General features: G+C 69.9%; 17 protein-coding genes. 9 read left to right on the top strand and 8 right to left on the bottom strand.

Features of this window, described 5'->3' with window-relative positions; genetic code table 11:
- Positions 1–128 precede the first annotated feature (128 nt).
- A complete protein-coding gene (gene map, locus AC1U89_RS20900) occupies positions 129–959 on the top strand; it encodes a type I methionyl aminopeptidase (RefSeq protein ID WP_479901559.1) in 831 nt (276 codons plus the stop codon).
- 100 nt (positions 960–1059) lie between these two features.
- Positions 1060–1806 (top strand): RadC family protein, encoded by a 747-nt coding sequence (gene radC, locus AC1U89_RS20905; RefSeq protein WP_479901560.1) that lies wholly within the window; start codon positions 1060–1062, stop codon positions 1804–1806.
- Between the two features lie 39 nt (positions 1807–1845).
- Here radC and AC1U89_RS20910 read toward each other — a convergent pair whose 3' ends face one another.
- Positions 1846–2331, bottom strand: coding sequence for a tetratricopeptide repeat protein (locus AC1U89_RS20910; RefSeq protein WP_479901561.1), 486 nt, complete (start codon positions 2329–2331; stop codon positions 1846–1848).
- 135 nt (positions 2332–2466) lie between these two features.
- On the opposite strand from AC1U89_RS20910, the gene AC1U89_RS20915 reads away from it, so the two are divergent.
- From AC1U89_RS20915 to AC1U89_RS20930, 4 genes are all read left to right on the top strand, one after another.
- Positions 2467–3066 carry an RcnB family protein gene (locus tag AC1U89_RS20915; protein ID WP_479901562.1) on the top strand — a complete coding sequence of 200 codons (600 nt, stop codon included), beginning with the start codon at positions 2467–2469 and terminating at the stop codon, positions 3064–3066.
- 133 nt (positions 3067–3199) lie between these two features.
- Positions 3200–4420 carry a dipeptidase gene (locus AC1U89_RS20920; protein WP_479901563.1) on the top strand — a complete coding sequence of 407 codons (1221 nt, stop codon included), beginning with the start codon at positions 3200–3202 and terminating at the stop codon, positions 4418–4420.
- Positions 4421–4497: 77 nt separating this feature from the next.
- Positions 4498–5154, top strand: coding sequence for a lysozyme inhibitor LprI family protein (locus tag AC1U89_RS20925; RefSeq protein ID WP_479901564.1), 657 nt, complete (start codon positions 4498–4500; stop codon positions 5152–5154).
- A 3-nt stretch (positions 5155–5157) separates the two neighbouring features.
- The gene (locus AC1U89_RS20930; RefSeq protein ID WP_479901565.1) at positions 5158–5856 is read left to right on the top strand and encodes a lysozyme inhibitor LprI family protein; all 699 of its coding nucleotides are present in this window, start codon (positions 5158–5160) and stop codon (positions 5854–5856) included.
- Between the two features lie 134 nt (positions 5857–5990).
- Here AC1U89_RS20930 and msrQ read toward each other — a convergent pair whose 3' ends face one another.
- The 4 genes from msrQ to AC1U89_RS20950 all read right to left on the bottom strand — a co-directional run bounded on the left by msrQ (position 5991) and on the right by AC1U89_RS20950 (position 10952).
- A complete protein-coding gene (gene msrQ, locus AC1U89_RS20935) occupies positions 5991–6629 on the bottom strand; it encodes a protein-methionine-sulfoxide reductase heme-binding subunit MsrQ (protein ID WP_479901566.1) in 639 nt (212 codons plus the stop codon).
- On the bottom strand, positions 6629–7549 hold the full coding sequence (msrP, locus tag AC1U89_RS20940) for a protein-methionine-sulfoxide reductase catalytic subunit MsrP (protein ID WP_479901567.1): 921 nt from the start codon (positions 7547–7549) through the stop codon (positions 6629–6631). The genes msrQ and msrP overlap by 1 nt, the downstream gene beginning before the upstream one ends.
- A 175-nt stretch (positions 7550–7724) precedes the next feature.
- Entirely contained in the window at positions 7725–10601 is a 2877-nt protein-coding gene (locus AC1U89_RS20945) for a bifunctional [glutamine synthetase] adenylyltransferase/[glutamine synthetase]-adenylyl-L-tyrosine phosphorylase (RefSeq protein WP_479901568.1), read from the bottom strand.
- 39 nt (positions 10602–10640) lie between these two features.
- Positions 10641–10952: a hypothetical protein gene (locus tag AC1U89_RS20950; RefSeq protein WP_479901569.1), complete on the bottom strand. Its 312-nt coding sequence runs from the start codon at positions 10950–10952 to the stop codon at positions 10641–10643.
- Positions 10953–11158: 206 nt separating this feature from the next.
- Here AC1U89_RS20950 and AC1U89_RS20955 point away from each other — a divergent pair, with 206 nt between their 5' ends.
- The 3 genes from AC1U89_RS20955 (at position 11159) to AC1U89_RS20965 (ending at position 13078) form a co-directional block, all read left to right on the top strand.
- Positions 11159–11527, top strand: coding sequence for a BlaI/MecI/CopY family transcriptional regulator (locus AC1U89_RS20955; RefSeq protein ID WP_479901570.1), 369 nt, complete (start codon positions 11159–11161; stop codon positions 11525–11527).
- Entirely contained in the window at positions 11517–12416 is a 900-nt protein-coding gene (locus AC1U89_RS20960) for a M56 family metallopeptidase (RefSeq protein WP_479901571.1), read from the top strand. Before AC1U89_RS20955 ends, AC1U89_RS20960 begins: the two co-directional genes overlap by 11 nt.
- A gap of 113 nt (positions 12417–12529) precedes the next feature.
- Positions 12530–13078 carry a hypothetical protein gene (locus AC1U89_RS20965; RefSeq protein WP_479901572.1) on the top strand — a complete coding sequence of 183 codons (549 nt, stop codon included), beginning with the start codon at positions 12530–12532 and terminating at the stop codon, positions 13076–13078.
- Positions 13079–13105: 27 nt separating this feature from the next.
- On the opposite strand, the gene AC1U89_RS20970 is transcribed toward AC1U89_RS20965, so the two are convergent.
- Genes AC1U89_RS20970 through AC1U89_RS20980 form a run of 3 tightly spaced genes read right to left on the bottom strand, consistent with a single transcriptional unit; the run spans position 13106 to position 15041 of the window.
- Positions 13106–14512: a sensor histidine kinase gene (locus tag AC1U89_RS20970; RefSeq protein ID WP_479901573.1), complete on the bottom strand. Its 1407-nt coding sequence runs from the start codon at positions 14510–14512 to the stop codon at positions 13106–13108.
- Positions 14513–14515: 3 nt separating this feature from the next.
- The gene (locus AC1U89_RS20975) at positions 14516–14821 is read right to left on the bottom strand and encodes a type II toxin-antitoxin system RelE/ParE family toxin (protein ID WP_479901574.1); all 306 of its coding nucleotides are present in this window, start codon (positions 14819–14821) and stop codon (positions 14516–14518) included.
- Positions 14822–14828: 7 nt separating this feature from the next.
- Positions 14829–15041, bottom strand: a complete 213-nt coding sequence (locus tag AC1U89_RS20980; protein ID WP_337685985.1) for a hypothetical protein — start codon at positions 15039–15041, stop codon at positions 14829–14831.
- Between the last annotated feature and the right edge of the window lies 1 nt (position 15042).

Consider the following 15042-nt stretch of genomic DNA (forward strand, 5'->3'; position numbering starts at 1 on the left):
GCGAGTTCGCTCTTCTCCCGGAAGCGAACGTTGAAGTTCTGTGCTATCGTTGCGACATAAGCCCGAACCGATCCGTGATTTCGGCGCCCCTTGGCCAGGGCGGCGCCGCCAGTTTGAGACCACCGCCCATGACCCTCGAAGACACCGTCGAGATCGCCGCCGAGACCCGCACCGGCGCGATCAAGATCCACAAGCCCGCCGACTTCGAGGGCATGCGCAAGGCCGGCAAGCTGGCGGCCGAGTGCCTGGACATGCTGGTCCCGCACGTGAAGCCGGGCGTGTCGTCCGACTACCTGGACACCCTGGCCCGCGAGTTCATCCTCGACCACGGCGCCCTGCCCGCCTGCCTGTTCTATCGTGGCTATCCCAAGACGGTCTGCATCTCGCGCAACCACGTGGTCTGCCACGGCATCCCCGGCGAGTGGGCGCTGCGCGAGGGCGACATCGTCAACATCGACGTGACCGCCATCGTCGACGGCTGGCACGGCGACACCTCGCGGATGTACGGCGTCGGCGAAGTGGGCCCGCGCGCCCGCCGCCTGGTCGAGATCACCTACGAGGGCATGAAGCGCGGCCTGGACGCGGTGAAGCCCGGCGCCACGCTGGGCGACATCGGCTACGCCATCCAGTCGTACGTGGAAGCCCAGCGCTGCAGCGTCGTGCGCGACTTCTGCGGCCACGGCCTGGGCAAGGTGTTCCACGACGCCCCGAACATCCTGCACTTCGGCCGCCCCGGCCAGGGCGCGGTGCTGAAGCCCGGCATGTTCTTCACCGTCGAGCCGATGGTGAACCTGGGCAAGCCGGCCGTGAAGGTGCTGGGCGACGGCTGGACCGCCGTGACCCGCGACAAGTCGCTGTCGGCCCAGTGCGAGCACTCGATCGGCGTGACGGACGACGGCTACGAGGTGTTCACCGCCTCGCCCGCCGGTCTGTTCCAGCCGGCGATCCTGGGCGGCTGATCCCGCCAGGTCCGCGCCCAAGCACACCGAAGGCGCGAACCTCGACCATGGACAATCCTGAGATGTTGCGGCCTACTGCCTGTTCGCAGGCGGGGGCGCGATGGTCAGCGGCAAGTCACTCAGGGCAAGCGAACCCGCGCCGCCGGCGACGGGCGTGGCCGAGCGCGCCGCCCCGGCCGCCCATCAGCTGGGCCACCGCGAACGCCTGCGCGAACGCGCCAAGGCCGGCGGCCTGTCGGCCCTGCCCGACTACGAGCTGTTGGAGCTCTACCTCTTCCGCACCTTCGCGCGCGGCGACGTCAAGCCGATGGCCAAGGCCCTGCTGGCGCGGTTCGGCTCGTTCGGCGCCACGATCTCGGCCTCGATCGAGGAGCTGAAGACCGTGCCCGGCGTCGGCGAGAGCGCGGCGATCGACATCAAGCTGCTGCACGAGGCCGCCCTGCGGGCCGGGCGCGACAAGATCGCCAAGCGGCCGGTGATCTCGTCCTGGACCGCCCTCTTGGGCTATGTCCGCGTCGCCCTGGCCAACGAGCCGCGCGAACAGTTCCGGGTGCTGTTCCTCGACAACAAGAACCAGCTGATCGCCGACGAGGTGATGAACCGCGGCACGGTCGACCACGCGCCGGTCTATCCGCGCGAGGTGATGCGCCGGGCGCTGGAACTGTCGAGCAGCAACATCATCCTGCTGCACAACCACCCCAGCGGCGACCCGACGCCGTCGCGGCCCGACATCGAGATGACCAAGCAGATCGTCGAGGCCGGCAAGGCGCTGAAGATCAATGTCCACGACCACCTAGTGGTCGGCCGCGACGGCGTGGCCAGCTTCAAGGCGCTGGGACTGTTCTAGGTCCGGCTCCCGAAAGCCGCCGCGCGTGGCTTGCGGACTTCAGACCAGGCGCGGGCCCAGCACGGCCAGAAGGGCGCGCGCTTCGTCCCGCTCGTCCTCGGAGATGTGGACGCCGCCATCGGCGATCGCGAGGCATCGCAGGGCCAGCTGGACGTTCTTCCGGACACCCACGCCGTCGAGATAACACTTCGCGAGATCCAGCTGCGCGCCGTCGTCGCCGCCCCGAGCCGCTCGCTGGAACCAGCCGAACATGTCCCGGTAGCGCCCGAGCTCGCGATACAGGATGGCGATGTTGTTCGCCGCGCCCGTGGAGCCGTGGCGGCGCCAGGCGCGGCGATAGAGTTTCATCGCGAGGGGCTTATCCACTTCGACGCCCAGCCCTTCGTCATACAGGTAAGCCAGCCGGGTGAGGCATTCCGCCGAGCCGAGGGACGAGCCACGCTCGAACGAGCGCAGGGCCAGATCGAAATCGCCCGCCTCCTCGGCGGCGTCGCCAATTCGAAACAGGGCGTCCGTCGTCACCATGACCCTGTTCTGACACGGCCGCCGAACCGCGCCAACGGCTTCACGAGGCCCTCCCCGTATCCCAGGGTGAACCGGTGACGCTTTGCGGCGTTCAAGCCTGAACGCCCCGATCCGGGCGGCCGTGGGAGCTTGAGCATGGATCGCCGCCTCTTCGTCGCCTCGGCCCTGGGACTGCTGGTCCCGGGCGCGGCCCTCGCGCAATCGGGCGGACCGCCCGGCGGGAAACCCGGCGGCGGCCATGGCGGGGGCGGACCAGGCGGCGGAGGTCATCCGCCCGGCGGCGGGAATTCCGGCGGTTCGCGTCCTCCCGGCGGCGGGAACGGCGGCGGACGACCGCCCGGCCAGGGTCAGGGACCGGGACCGAGACCGCCCGCGCCCAAGCCTCCGCCTCGCCCGCCTTCGGGCGGCGGCCATCATCCCCATCCCGGCCCAGGTCCGCGTCCGCCGGGCCCCGTGGGACCGCACCGTCCCGGCGCGGGCCGTCCGCCCGGCTTCCGTCCGGTCCATGGTCCGCGCTGGCGCTATCCGCCGGGCTATCGCTATCGCCGCTGGAGCATCGGCGTGGTGCTGCCCTCGCTGTTCCTGGCCCCGACCTACTATTACGACGACTATTGGCGCATGGGCCTGGAAGGGCCGCCCTGGGGCTACCAGTGGGTGCGCTACGGACCCGACCTCCTGCTGGTCGAGACCCGCACCGGCCGAATCGCCGACGTCATCTACGGCGCGTTCTACTAGGCGTCCTCCGCCCCCAAATGGGGGCGGACAGACCGCGACGCGGTCAGGTGGGGGCAAGTGATCGCCGCTCCGCCTTGACCGACCGCGAGCAATCCCCGAGCGTGGCCTTAGCAAACGCCATGTCGGAGCCAAGATGTCCCGCCTGCTGACGATCCTCCTCGGCTCCGCCGCCCTCGCCACCGCCGCGCATGCCGCGGACGCCCCGATCTCCAAACAGGACCGCGCGCTGCACGAGAAGGTCCTGACCCTCGACACCCACCTCGACACCCCCGAGCACTTCGCCCGCAAGGGCTGGAGCATCGTCGACCGGCACGACGTCAAGGCGGACGGCACCCAGGTGGACCTGCCGCGCATGGACGCCGGCGGCCTGGATGGCGGGTTCTTCGTGATCTACACCGAGCAGGGCGCCCTGACCGCCGAGGGCTATCGCCAGGCCCGCGACGCGGCGCTGGAGCGCGCCGCCGAGATCCGCGAGATGGTCGCGGCCCATGCCGACAAGTTCGAGCTGGCCTACACCGCCGACGACGCCGAGCGGATCAACAAGGCCGGGAAGAAGTTCGTCTTCCAGAGCATGGAGAACAGCTGGCCGCTGGGTGAGGACCTCACCCTGATGCAGACCTTCTACGCCACCGGCGTGCGCATGGCCGGGCCAGCGCACTTCAAGGCCAACCAGCTGGCCGACAGCTCGACCGACAAGCCGCTGTGGCACGGCTTCTCGCCGCTGGGCCTGCGCTGGCTGGCCGAGGCCAACCGGCTGGGCATCCTGATCGACGTCAGCCACTCGTCCGACGACGTGGTCGACCAGGCCGTGGCCCTGTCGAAGGTTCCGATCATCGCCTCGCACTCGGGCGCCAAGGCCATCTACGACCACCCGCGCAATCTGGACGACGGCCGGCTGAAGAAGATCGCCGACGCCGGCGGGGTGATCTGCATCAACTCGGTCTATCTGAAGAACACCGCCGCCAGCCCCGAGCGTCTGGCGGCGCTCAAGGCCCTGGGGACCGCGCCGGACAGCGAGACGGCGACCGAGGCCGAGATGACGGCCTATCTGAAGAAGCGCGCCGAGGTGGACGCCAAGTTCCCGCCCGTCCGCGCCACCTTCGAGGACTTCATGTCCAGCCTGCTGCATACCCTGAAGGTGGTGGGTCCTGAGCACGTGGGGATCGGCGCCGACTGGGACGGCGGCGGCGGGGTGGTCGGCTTCGAAGACGTCGCCGACCTGCCCAAGGTCACCGCCCGCCTGAAGGCGGCCGGCTACACCGACGCCGACGTCGCGGCCATCTGGGGCGGCAACGTGCTGCGCGTGGTGCGCCAGGTGCAGGACTACGCCGCCAAACAGGCCGCGCCGAAGTAGACCGCGAAGCAAGGGGCGCTTTCGGGTAACGCCGTTCTCGGTTAGCCTCTCCCAGCGTCGCTGGGAGGGGTCTCCGCATGAACCGTGTCGCGTCCTGGGCCGCCCTGGCCGCCCTGCTCTGCCTCGCCGCCCTTCCCGCCGGGGCGCGAGCCGCCAGTTTCGACTGCGCCAAGGCCGGCTCGCCCACCGAGAAGGCGATCTGCAAGGATCCGGCGGTGTCGAAGCTGGACGAGCAGGTCACCGCCGCCTTCAAGGCCGCCCAAGGCCTGTGGCCGGCCGGGAACTGGTCGAGCTACATCCGCACCGAGCAGCGCTGGTGGATCAAGGATCGCGATGCGATCTGCAAGGCCGACGCGGCCTGCCTGAAACAGGACTACCAGCGCCGCCTCAGCTTCCTGACCCATCCCAGCCTGAAATGGATGGGCCGCTACGTCGCCGGCAAGTGCCCCGCCGACGGGGTCTATCTGGACGTGACCCAGAGCTATCCGGACGCCGGGATCGGGGTGGAGCTGTACGTCTGCCCCAGTTCGGCGGGGAACATGCTGCTGCAGGCGGCCGGGACGGTCGACGCCTCGGGCAAGCTCAGTTTCGAGGACGCCGGCTGCTCGCGCGTGCTGACCTTCACCCAGGACACCGTGACCCTGTCGTTCCCCAAGACTGATCGCTGCGCCTTGGGCACCGACGAGCGTGTGTTCAAGCGCGATCCGGCCAAGCCGGTCTATGTGGCGGAGTAGGTCATGAGCCGTCTCGTCGCCGCCCTCGTCGGGCTTCTGCTGATCGCTCTGGTCCCCGTTCTTGGGGCCGCCCCCGCCACGGCCGCCAGCTTCGACTGCGCCAAGGCCCGGTCGAAGGTCGAGAAACTGATCTGCAAGGACCCGCAGCTCTCCCGCCAGGACGAGGACCTGGCCAAGGCCTATGGCGAGGCCCTCAAGCTCTGGGACGGCCAGATCGCCGCCTATGTGAAGCTGACCCAGCGCGGCTGGGTGGGCTCGCGCGCCCTGGAGCCGCCCGAGGTGAGCGGGGGCGGGATCCTCTGCACCGACGACGAGACCGCCCTGCCCTGCCTGCGCACCATCCACGCCGACCGCATCGCCGTGCTGAGGAACCCGGGCTTCCGGCTGAGCGGCATCTATGTGCGCGGCCAGGACTTCCTGCGCATCAAGGCCGTGCCGACCGGCCTGGACTTCGCCTACCAGCTGGCTGACGCCAATGCGAGCCAGGGCTTCACGGACGACACCCGACCGGTGAAGATCGCGACGGGCCAGGACGTGGCCAGCTTCCCGCTGACCGGGACAGGTCCCGACGCCTGCCGACTGGACGCGGCGTTCACCTTCGACACCGTGACGATCACCCAGAAGGGTCCCTGCGGCGGCGCGAAGCTGGGCGGCTGGTGGAAGCGAGACCAGACACGCGATCCCGAAGCGGAGATGTTCTAGAGCCTCTCACTGTTGTCATCCCGGAAGCCTCGCAGAGGCTGTCCGGGACCCAGGTGACTGGGCACATGCGGCGCGGCTGCCCTGGGTCCCGGACAAGCGCTGCGCGCTTTCCGGGATGACAACCGTTTTTGAGTTCAGGAGCGCCGAGCTCTCTGCCACGCATCCCAGAACCGCCAGCCCATCAGCACCGCCAGGATCCCCGCATAGACCAGCGGCGGCCGATGGTCGGCCTTCACCAGCAGGTAGTAGTGGGCCACGCCCAGGGGCACGATCACGTAGATCAGCCAATGCAGCCTCTGCCAGGTCGCCCGCCCCAGGCGGATCACCCAGCCGTTGGTCGAGGTCACGGCCAGCGGGATCAGCAGGGCGAAGCCCAGCATGCCCAGGGTGATGAAGGGCCGCTTGAGGATGTCTTTCCACAGCTGGCCCCAGTCGAAGAACAGGTCGACGCCGATATAGGTCAGCAGGTGCAGGCAGATGTAGCTGAAGGCGAACAGGCCGATCGTGCGGCGGAAACGGACCAGGCGCGGCTTCTTCAGGAGGCGCGCGGCGGGCGTGATCGCCAGGCCCACCAGCAGCAGGCGCAGGCCCCAGACGCCGATCTGGCGGATCAGGGCCTCGATCGGATTGGCCCCCAGGTCGTCGCTGAACACCCGCCAGGCCAGCCAGACCAGCGGGGCGAAACAGGCCAGCCAGACGGCGGCGTAGACCAGGTTGTCCTGCGTCTTGGAGGGGCGCTTGCTCTTGGCCGCCCGCTTCACCGAGCCGTCCATCAGAAGTTCCGCTTCAGGTCCATGCCGCGATAGAGGTCGGCGACATACTGGCCGTAGCCGTTGAACGGCAGGGTCTCGCGGCGGCGGAACTCGCCGATCCGGCGCTCGGTGGCCTGCGACCAGCGCGGATGGTCCACGGCCGGATTGACGTTGGAATAGAAGCCGTACTCGCGCGGCGCCAGGTCGTTCCAGGCGGTGCGCGGCATCTTCTCGACCAGGCTGATCCGCACGATCGATTTCGCGCCCTTGAAGCCGTACTTCCACGGCACGACCAGCCGGACGGGCGCGCCGTTCTGGTTGGGCAGGACGTCGCCGTAAAGGCCTACGGCCAGGATGGTCAGCGGGTGCGTGGCCTCGTCGATCCGCAAGCCTTCGCGATAGGGCCACTGCAGGGTGTCCCAGCGCTGGCCGGGCATTTCGGAGGGCCGCATCAGGGTCTCGAAGGCCACGTACTTGGCCTTGGACGTCGGCTTGACCTTGGCCAGCAGGTCCTTGAGCGGGAAACCCACCCAGGGGATCACCATCGACCAGCCCTCGACGCAGCGCATCCGGTAGATGCGCTCCTCCAGCTTGTTGCCCTTGATCAGGTCGTCGATGGCGAAGCTGGCCGGGGCCTCGCATTCGCCGTCGACGCGGACGGTCCAGGGGCGGGTCTTGAGGGAGCCCGCGTTCTCGGACGGGTCCTCCTTGTTGACCCCGAATTCGTAGAAGTTGTTGTAGCTGGTGATGTCCTTCTTCGGCGTGGCCTTCTCGGTTGTCGAGAAGCCCGGGCCGTAGGTCAGTTCCCGCGCCCCGGCCGCGCCCGCCGCCGCCAGCAGGCCCAGTCCCGCCGCTCCGCCGATGAACTCGCGCCGACGCAGGTAGAGCCCCCGGTCGGTGACGTCGTTGTCGGTCAAGTCGGGGGCGTGGCGGATCAGCATGGCGGGCTCCGGGGAGGCTACCTTGAAGGATACGTGCTGGGAGGGGGAATGGTTACAGGGCGTATGCAGAATGTGACCACTTGCCCCCTACGGGTCGCGCCGTGCGGGCGTCCTCCGCCCCCTATGGGGGCGGACAGACCGCGAAGCGGTCAGGTGGGGGCAAGTGGGTGAGCCACTAACCCCTCACCACCGCCTCGAACGCCCCCCGCGCCTCGGCCTTCGCCTTGGCCAGCTTGGTCTTCAGCGACTTGAACTCCCGCACCCCGCCGGCCCGCGCCAGCAGCGTCCGGAACGCCTTGGGCTCGGTGTCCGGATCATGCCCGTCCTCCAGGGCCACCTTCAGCAGCTGGGACAGGTCCTGCTCCAGCCGCCAGGCGCCCTCCAGCGCCGTCAGCGCCGCCTTGTCGCCCAGGCCGGCGCGGCCCAGGGCCGCCAGGGCCTCGCCGGTGTTCTGGGCCAAGGGGCCGCCGTCCGCCGCGTGGACCAGCTGCAGGAACTGGGCGGCGAACTCGATGTCGACCAGGCCGCCGGGCGTCAGCTTCAGGTCCCAGTCGCCCTTGCCGGGCCGTTCGTCCTCCATCAGCTGGCGCATCTCCAGCACGTCGACGGCGGTCTTCTTCGCATCGCGCGCCCGGCGCAGGGCCGCGGCGATCGCGGCCTCGGCCCGGGCCTTGAACGCCGGCGAGCTGGCCCAGATCACCCGCGCTCGGGTCAGGGCCTGCAGCTCCCAGGTCTCGGCCTCGCGCTCGTAATAGTCCTCGAAGGCCGCGTAGCTGACCGCCACCGGCCCCTTGGTGCCCGAGGGTCGCAGCTTCAGGTCCACCTCGTACAGCGTGCCCTCGCCGGTCGGGGCCGACAGGGCCGAGGTCAGGCGCTGGGTGAAGCGGGCGTAGAAGCTGTCGGCGCTCCAGCCCTTGATGGCCGACATCGCCGCCGGATCGTCGGACGCGTACAGCGTCATCAGGTCCAGGTCCGACTTGGCGGTCATCTCGCGCGAGCCGGCCTTGCCCAGGGCCACGACGGCCACCTGCCCCGGGAACTCGCCGCCCAGCCGCTCGACCTCGGCCAGGGCGGCCGGGGCCAGGCCGCCGACGATCAGGTCGGCCAGGTCGGCGAAGGCCGCCCCGGCGTCGCGGGCTCCCGCCGTGCCGCTGATCACCCGCACCCCGATGCGGAAGCTCTGGTCTCGGAACAGCCGCCGAGCCGCGTCCATCGCCCCCTCGAAATCGGCCGGGTCCCACGGCGCGTCCTTGGGCATCTCGATCGGCCCGAAGAAGGCCGGGTCCAGCAGGGCGTCCAACGCCGTGGGCCGCCGCGCCAGCGTGCTGGCCAGGCGCGGGGCGAAGGCCATGACCTCGACGATCAGCTCGAACAGGCGCGGCTGGGCCAGGAACAGCGACTGGATCTGCACGCCGCTGCTGAGACCCGCGAAGAAGTCGCCGAAGCGGTTGAAGGCGTCGTCCGGCGCGCCGGTGGCGTTGGCGGCGTCCAGCAGGCGCGGGGCCAGGCGGGTGAACAGCTCGCGCCCGCGCTCGGTGCGGGTGGCGGCGATGTGGCCGTGGTGCCAGCCGCGGATCGTGGCGGCCACGCGCTCGGGATGAGAGAAGCCCATGCGCTTGAGCGTGGCCAGGGTCTCCGGGTCGTCCTCGACGCCGGTGAAGACCAGGCTGCCGAACCGCGACGACAACTCCTCCTCGCCCTTGAACAGCGCGCCGTAGCGGCGGTTGACGCCCTTCAGGACCTGGCCGACCACCGCGTCGAAACTGCGCAGCGCCGCGTGCCCCCACAGGGCCGCCACCTTCTTGCGGTCGGCGTCGCTCTCCGGGAGCTTGTGGGTCTGGTCGTCGGCGATCATCTGGGCCCGGTGCTCCAGGGCGCGCAGGTCGCGATAGGCCTTGATCAGATAGTCGCGGTCCTCCGGCGTGACGTGGCCGGCCTCGGACAGGGCCGCCAGGGCCTCCAGGGTGCGCGGGCTGCGCAGGTCGGGATGGCGCCCGCCCAGGATCAGCTGCTGGGTCTGGACGAAGAACTCGATCTCGCGGATGCCGCCGCGACCGAGCTTGAGATCGGCGCCCTTGGCCGTCAGGCGGTCGTCCACCTTGTAGGCGTGGATCTGGCGCTTGATCGAATGGATGTCGGCGATGGCGRCGAAGTCGAGGTTCTTGCGCCAGATGAACGGCTGCAGCTCGGCCAGGAACGCCTCGCCGCGCGCGAAGTCGCCGGCGCAGATCCGCGCCTTGATGTGCGCCGCCCGCTCCCAGTTCTGGCCGACGCTCTCGTAGTAGTCGAGGGCCGCATCGATCGGCATGGCCGGCGGGGTCGACGAGGGGTCGGGGCGCAGGCGCAGGTCGATGCGGAACACGTAGCCGTCGGCCGTGCGCTCGGCCAGCAGCCGGCCCAGATGGTTGGCGATGCGCACCGTCACGCCCTGCGGCTCGACGCCCTCGGCCACGGGCAGGGCTTCCGGCGCGTAGAAGATCGAGAAGTCGATGTCGCTGGAATAGTTGAGCTCGAACGCCCCGTGCTTGCCCATGGCGATACAGAACAGGCCCGGGGCCGGGCCGTCCGGGCCTTCGCCGACGTGGGTCAGCGCCCCGCGCGCCACCTCCAGCCGCACGGCCTGGGCCAGGCTGGCGTGCAGGACCGCGTCCGCGAAGCGGGTCAGGGCGCCGGTCACCGCGTCCAGGTCCCAGACCCCGCCCAGGTCGCACAGGGCGGTCAGCAGGTGCAGGTCGGCCTTCAGCTCGCGCATCGCCCGGCGGGCGGCCTCGAAGTCCGGTTCGGCGGCCACGGCCTCGGCCTGGGCCAGGATCTCGGCCAGCCGCGCCTCGGGGTCGCCCTCCAGGATCAGCGGCAACCGCTTGCCGTCGCGGCGCGCCAGGCCGGTCAGATAGGGCGAGGCGGCGAACACCGGCGCCAGGGCCGGCCAGGCGGCCTCGACCAGGGGCACGGCCTCGCCGACGCGCCGCGTGATCGTCTCGTGCGCCCGTTCGGCGGCCTTGGGATCGACGACGGGGCCGCAGGGGGTAAGGCGTTCGAGCAGGCGAGTCATGGCGGGCACTGTGGCGCGGCGGGGCGGCGAGAGCTAGCTCTAGGCCATGTCGTCATTGACCGGGCTGACCCTCGTGATCAGGGCCGGGTCGATGGGTTCGTCGCCGAGGGTGGCGTAAACCTCCCCCCGGGGTCCGATGGTGACGTGCACCGCCTTGTCCGGGACGACCGGCCCGCCGGGCAACGTGGCGCCACACCAAGGGCAAAAGGCGATAGTGACATGACCGATGACGAACATGCCGATGTGCTCCGCCCACTCGACCATCGCCGTTTCCGACCAGCTCTCCACCCCCTCGCCCATTTCAGCGGACAATTCCGGGTCGGCGAGCAGATCACTACGCGTCCGGGTCATCACCCACATCGTAGTGCAGCAGTGCTGGCTCGGATCGCGACGAGGCTCGTTCATTCGCGAAGGTTCTCGCGCTGGGCCTTGCGGGTAAAGGGTCATTGCTGGCCCGAACCTCACGTCGTTGCGCAGACCACCTTTCGGTCACCGTGGCTGCCCGCTTGACAGGCGATGTTACAGGCGTAATCGTTCGAGTCCGGAGACCGAACGCCATGAACATCACCCAGGCCGAAAGCCGCATCATGGACGCGCTGTGGATGCGCAATCCCCTGACGGTGGATGAGATCATGGCGGAGGTGGCCGAACCCCAGGGCTGGGGCGAGGCGACGGTCAAGACGCTGATCAACCGCCTGCTGAAGCGCAAGGCGATCCGGTCGGACCGCATCGACGGCCGGGCGCGCTACGCCCCGATCATCCAGCGCGCCGACTATGTGCAGGCCGAGAGCCAGAGCCTCCTGAACCGACTTTTCGACGGCCAGCTGACGCCGCTGGTGGCGCATTTCGCCCAGCACCGCGCCCTGTCGAACGACGAGATCAAGCAGCTGAAGTCCCTGATCGAGGGCCTCGAAAATGATGGCTGAACTGCTGGCCCTGACCCTGTTGCGCACCCAGATGGCGGCCGCCGCCGCGGTGCTGCTGGTCCTGTTGCTGCGGAGCCCGACGCGGGCGGTGTTCGGCCCCGGCCTGGCCTACCGCCTGTGGGCCCTGGTGCCGGTGGCGGCGATCGCCACGGTCTTCCCCAGCCTGTCCGAGACCCTGGGCTCGGGCGCGCCCGCCTCGCTGATGGGCGAGGAGCGCGCCGTGCTGCTGCTGGCCGTTTGGCTGGCCGGCGGCGTCGCCCTGGCCACGGTGATCCTGCTGCAGGAGCGCGCCTTCCGCGCCCGGGCCGAGACCGGCCGCGCCGGCCCGGCGGTCATGGGCGTCTTCTGGCCCCGCGTCGTCCTGCCCGCCGACTTCGCGACCCGCTTCGACGAGCAGGCGCGCAAGATCGTCGACCTGCATGAACGCGCCCACATCAAGCGCGGCGACCCGATCGCCAACCTGGCCATCGCCGGCATCCAGGTGCTGGGCTGGTGCAACCCGCTGATCCATCTGGGCGCCCTGTGCGCCCGACTGGACCAGGAGATGGCCTGCGACGCCACGGTCCTGAGCCTGCGCCCCAACCTGCGCCGCACCTATGCCRAGGCCCTGGTCGAGGCGCACACCCGCCGGACCGGCTCGCCCCTGGCCTGCTTCTTCGCGGCCCATCCGCTGCTGTTGCGGGTCAGGCTGCTGGCCAAGCCCGAGCCCAGCTATCGCCGCCAGACCGCCGGCGCGGCCGCGATTGCCCTGATGGCCGTGGTCACCGCCCTGGTCGTCTGGACCGTCACGCCGCGCGGCCCCCTGCCCAACCAGGAGATCTCCTGGCCCGGCCGGTTCGTCGGCGACACGCCGGTCGACAGCATCACCCTGCCCAAGCTCAACCACTGAACCTGCGGTTCGCCGCAGCCTGGTGTCCATGGCTTGACGATTCGGATTACGCCTGTAAGTTTTGTAAACTACAGACGTAATCCACGCCCCGCGTGGAAGCAGGCAGGGCGGCCATGACCTTCGTTCTMAGGATGCCGGCGAACCGAGGCCCGCGAAGCCGCCGCAAGGCCGCCGCGGTGAGGGTCTTCGAGCTGGGCGTCATGGCGCTGGTCGCCTTCGCCGTCGGCCTGATGGTCATGTACACCGTGCAGTACGAGCTGAAGGTCGAGCCCAAGGCCCCGGCCCGGGACGGCGCCCAGCTGATCCAGGCCAGGTCGATGGCGCGCGTGCGCTGGGCTAGCGTCAAGCCGCGGCTGATCGCCCGGCTGGCCCAGCCGCACAGCCTGGAGCTGGGCCAGGTGTGGGCGCGGCGCGACGGCCGGGTCTGCGGCCTGGTCAACGGCTGGGGCAGCTTCGGCGGCCTGACCGGCATGACCCGCTTCTACGCCCAGGGCGACGAGCCGGTGTTCAAGCAGGACGGCGACGGTCAGGGCTTCGAGGAGGAGTGGTGGGCCTGCAAGCGCGACCGCTACGTCGTCATCCGTGAAGGCTCCGACGAGACGGGGTTCTGCGCGACGAAGCTGGGGCAGGAGCGGTGCTATACCGTGGTGTACGGGCGGTAGACGCTCCGGCGGCGATCACTTGCCCCCCTACTCCACCCGCGGCAGCACAAGCGCCACCCGCAGGCCCGGGCCGAAGCCGCCGTATTCGCCCGGTCCCTCGGCCAGCTCCAGCCGTCCGCCGTGCGAGGCGGCMACCGCCTGGACCAGCGACAGGCCCAGGCCCGCGCCCGGCTCGCTGCGGCTGTTCTCCAGGCGGACGAAACGCTGGATCACCCGGACGCGGTCGGCCTCGGGCACGCCGGGGCCGGTGTCGGTGACCGAGAACTCCAGCTCGCCGGACGAGGTGCGCCGGGCCCGCAGCATCACCGCCCCGCCCTCGGGCGTGTACTTGATGGCGTTGTCCAGGATGTTGGCCAGGGCCTGAGCGATGAACTCGCGGTTGCCCCGGATGCTCAGCGCCGGGACGATCTCGGCCTTGAAGTCCAGGCCCTTGTCCTCGCAGCTGGCCTCGTAGAGCTCGGCCATGTCCGAGGCCAGTTCGCTGGCGTCGAACGACTCCTGGTTCGGCGCCTCGCCGGCCGCCTGCAGGMGGGCGATGGCCAGCACGGCGTTGAAGGTCTTGAGCACGCCGTCGGCGTCGATCAGGGCCGTCTCCAGCGCCGCCATCGGGTCGCCCTTGCCGTTCTCGGCGTCGATCAGGGCCACCTCCATGCGGGCGCGCAGGCGGGTCAGGGGCGAGCGCAGGTCGTGGGCGATGGCGTCGCCGGCGTGGCGCAGCCCGCCCATCAGCCGCTCGATGCGGTCGAGCATGTCGTTGAGGCCCTCGGCCAGCTCGTCGTACTCGTCGCGGGTGCCGCGCACCCGGGCCCGGGCATGCAGGTCGCCGGCCCGCACCGCGTTCACGACGTCGACCAGGCCCTGCATGCTGCGCGAGACGTTGCGGCTGATCAGCACCCCGCCGGCCAGGCCCAGGATGATGACCAGCGCCCCGGCCCCGCGCAGGGCCCGGACGATCTTCATCACATAGCCTTCCGACTCCTGGACGTCGGCCCCGACGAACAGGGCTTCGCCGCCCGAGAGCTTCTCCTGCACCCCGCGCGCCGCGCGCTTGACCTCGGCCCCGTCGATGTCGGTCTCGGTGAGCTTGAACGTCTCCCACGTGGGACCGGGGCCCGTGAAGTCGTCGATCGGCGACTCCTCGATCGAGCCGGAGATGCGCTTTCCGTCCTTGTCGAGCAGCAGGTACAGGAACGGCCGCTCGCCGGTGGCGCGCTCGACGATGGTCTGGTTCAGGGCGTTGACCCCGCCGACCCGATAGGCGGCCTCAAGGCTCTCCATCTCGCGGGTGATGTCGGCGTCGGCGCGACGGTTCACCTCGCCGGCGGTGGCGATGTAGATGTAGCCCAGGAACGCGCTGGCGGCCGCCGCGAACAGGGCCAGGAACAGCAGGGTCAGCCGGAACGGCGTGGATCGGATCAGGCGCGGCAGGCGCATGGTTCAGCGGGGCTCGTCTAGAAGAGCGGACAGGTCGCGGCGGCCATCGACGATACGCAACACTTCGACGTCTCCCTCCACGAGGTCGTAGATGATCACCCACGGCCGAACCGGCAAAGTGAATGTATTTTCACCCAGGTCGCGCTGCGCGCGACCCAGTTGAGGGAACGCCGCGAGCCGGTCCAGGGATTTTTCCAGGCGTTCGAGCTGTGCGACCGCGACGCCCAGCCMGTTGTCTTCCGCGACCCGTGCGAAGATGTCGTCGAGGTCCTGACCGGACGACTCTGATCGATTGAACGCCCCCGCCATTCCGACCTTATCGCTTGGCGAGGTGCCGGCGCGTTCCTTCGGCGATGATCTCGGCGACCGTGCGCTTATCCGATCGCCCCTCGGCGAGCTGTCGGCGCGCGACGTCCAGCGACTCCTTCAGCGCGTCCCGATTGCGCTCGAACCAGGCTTCGAGTTCGGCCTCGGACGGTTCAGCGCTGAAATCCTCGCGCTCGGGAACGGGCTGGGTCAGCTTGTTCATG

Source organism: Caulobacter sp. 05T431 (assembly GCF_056665975.1).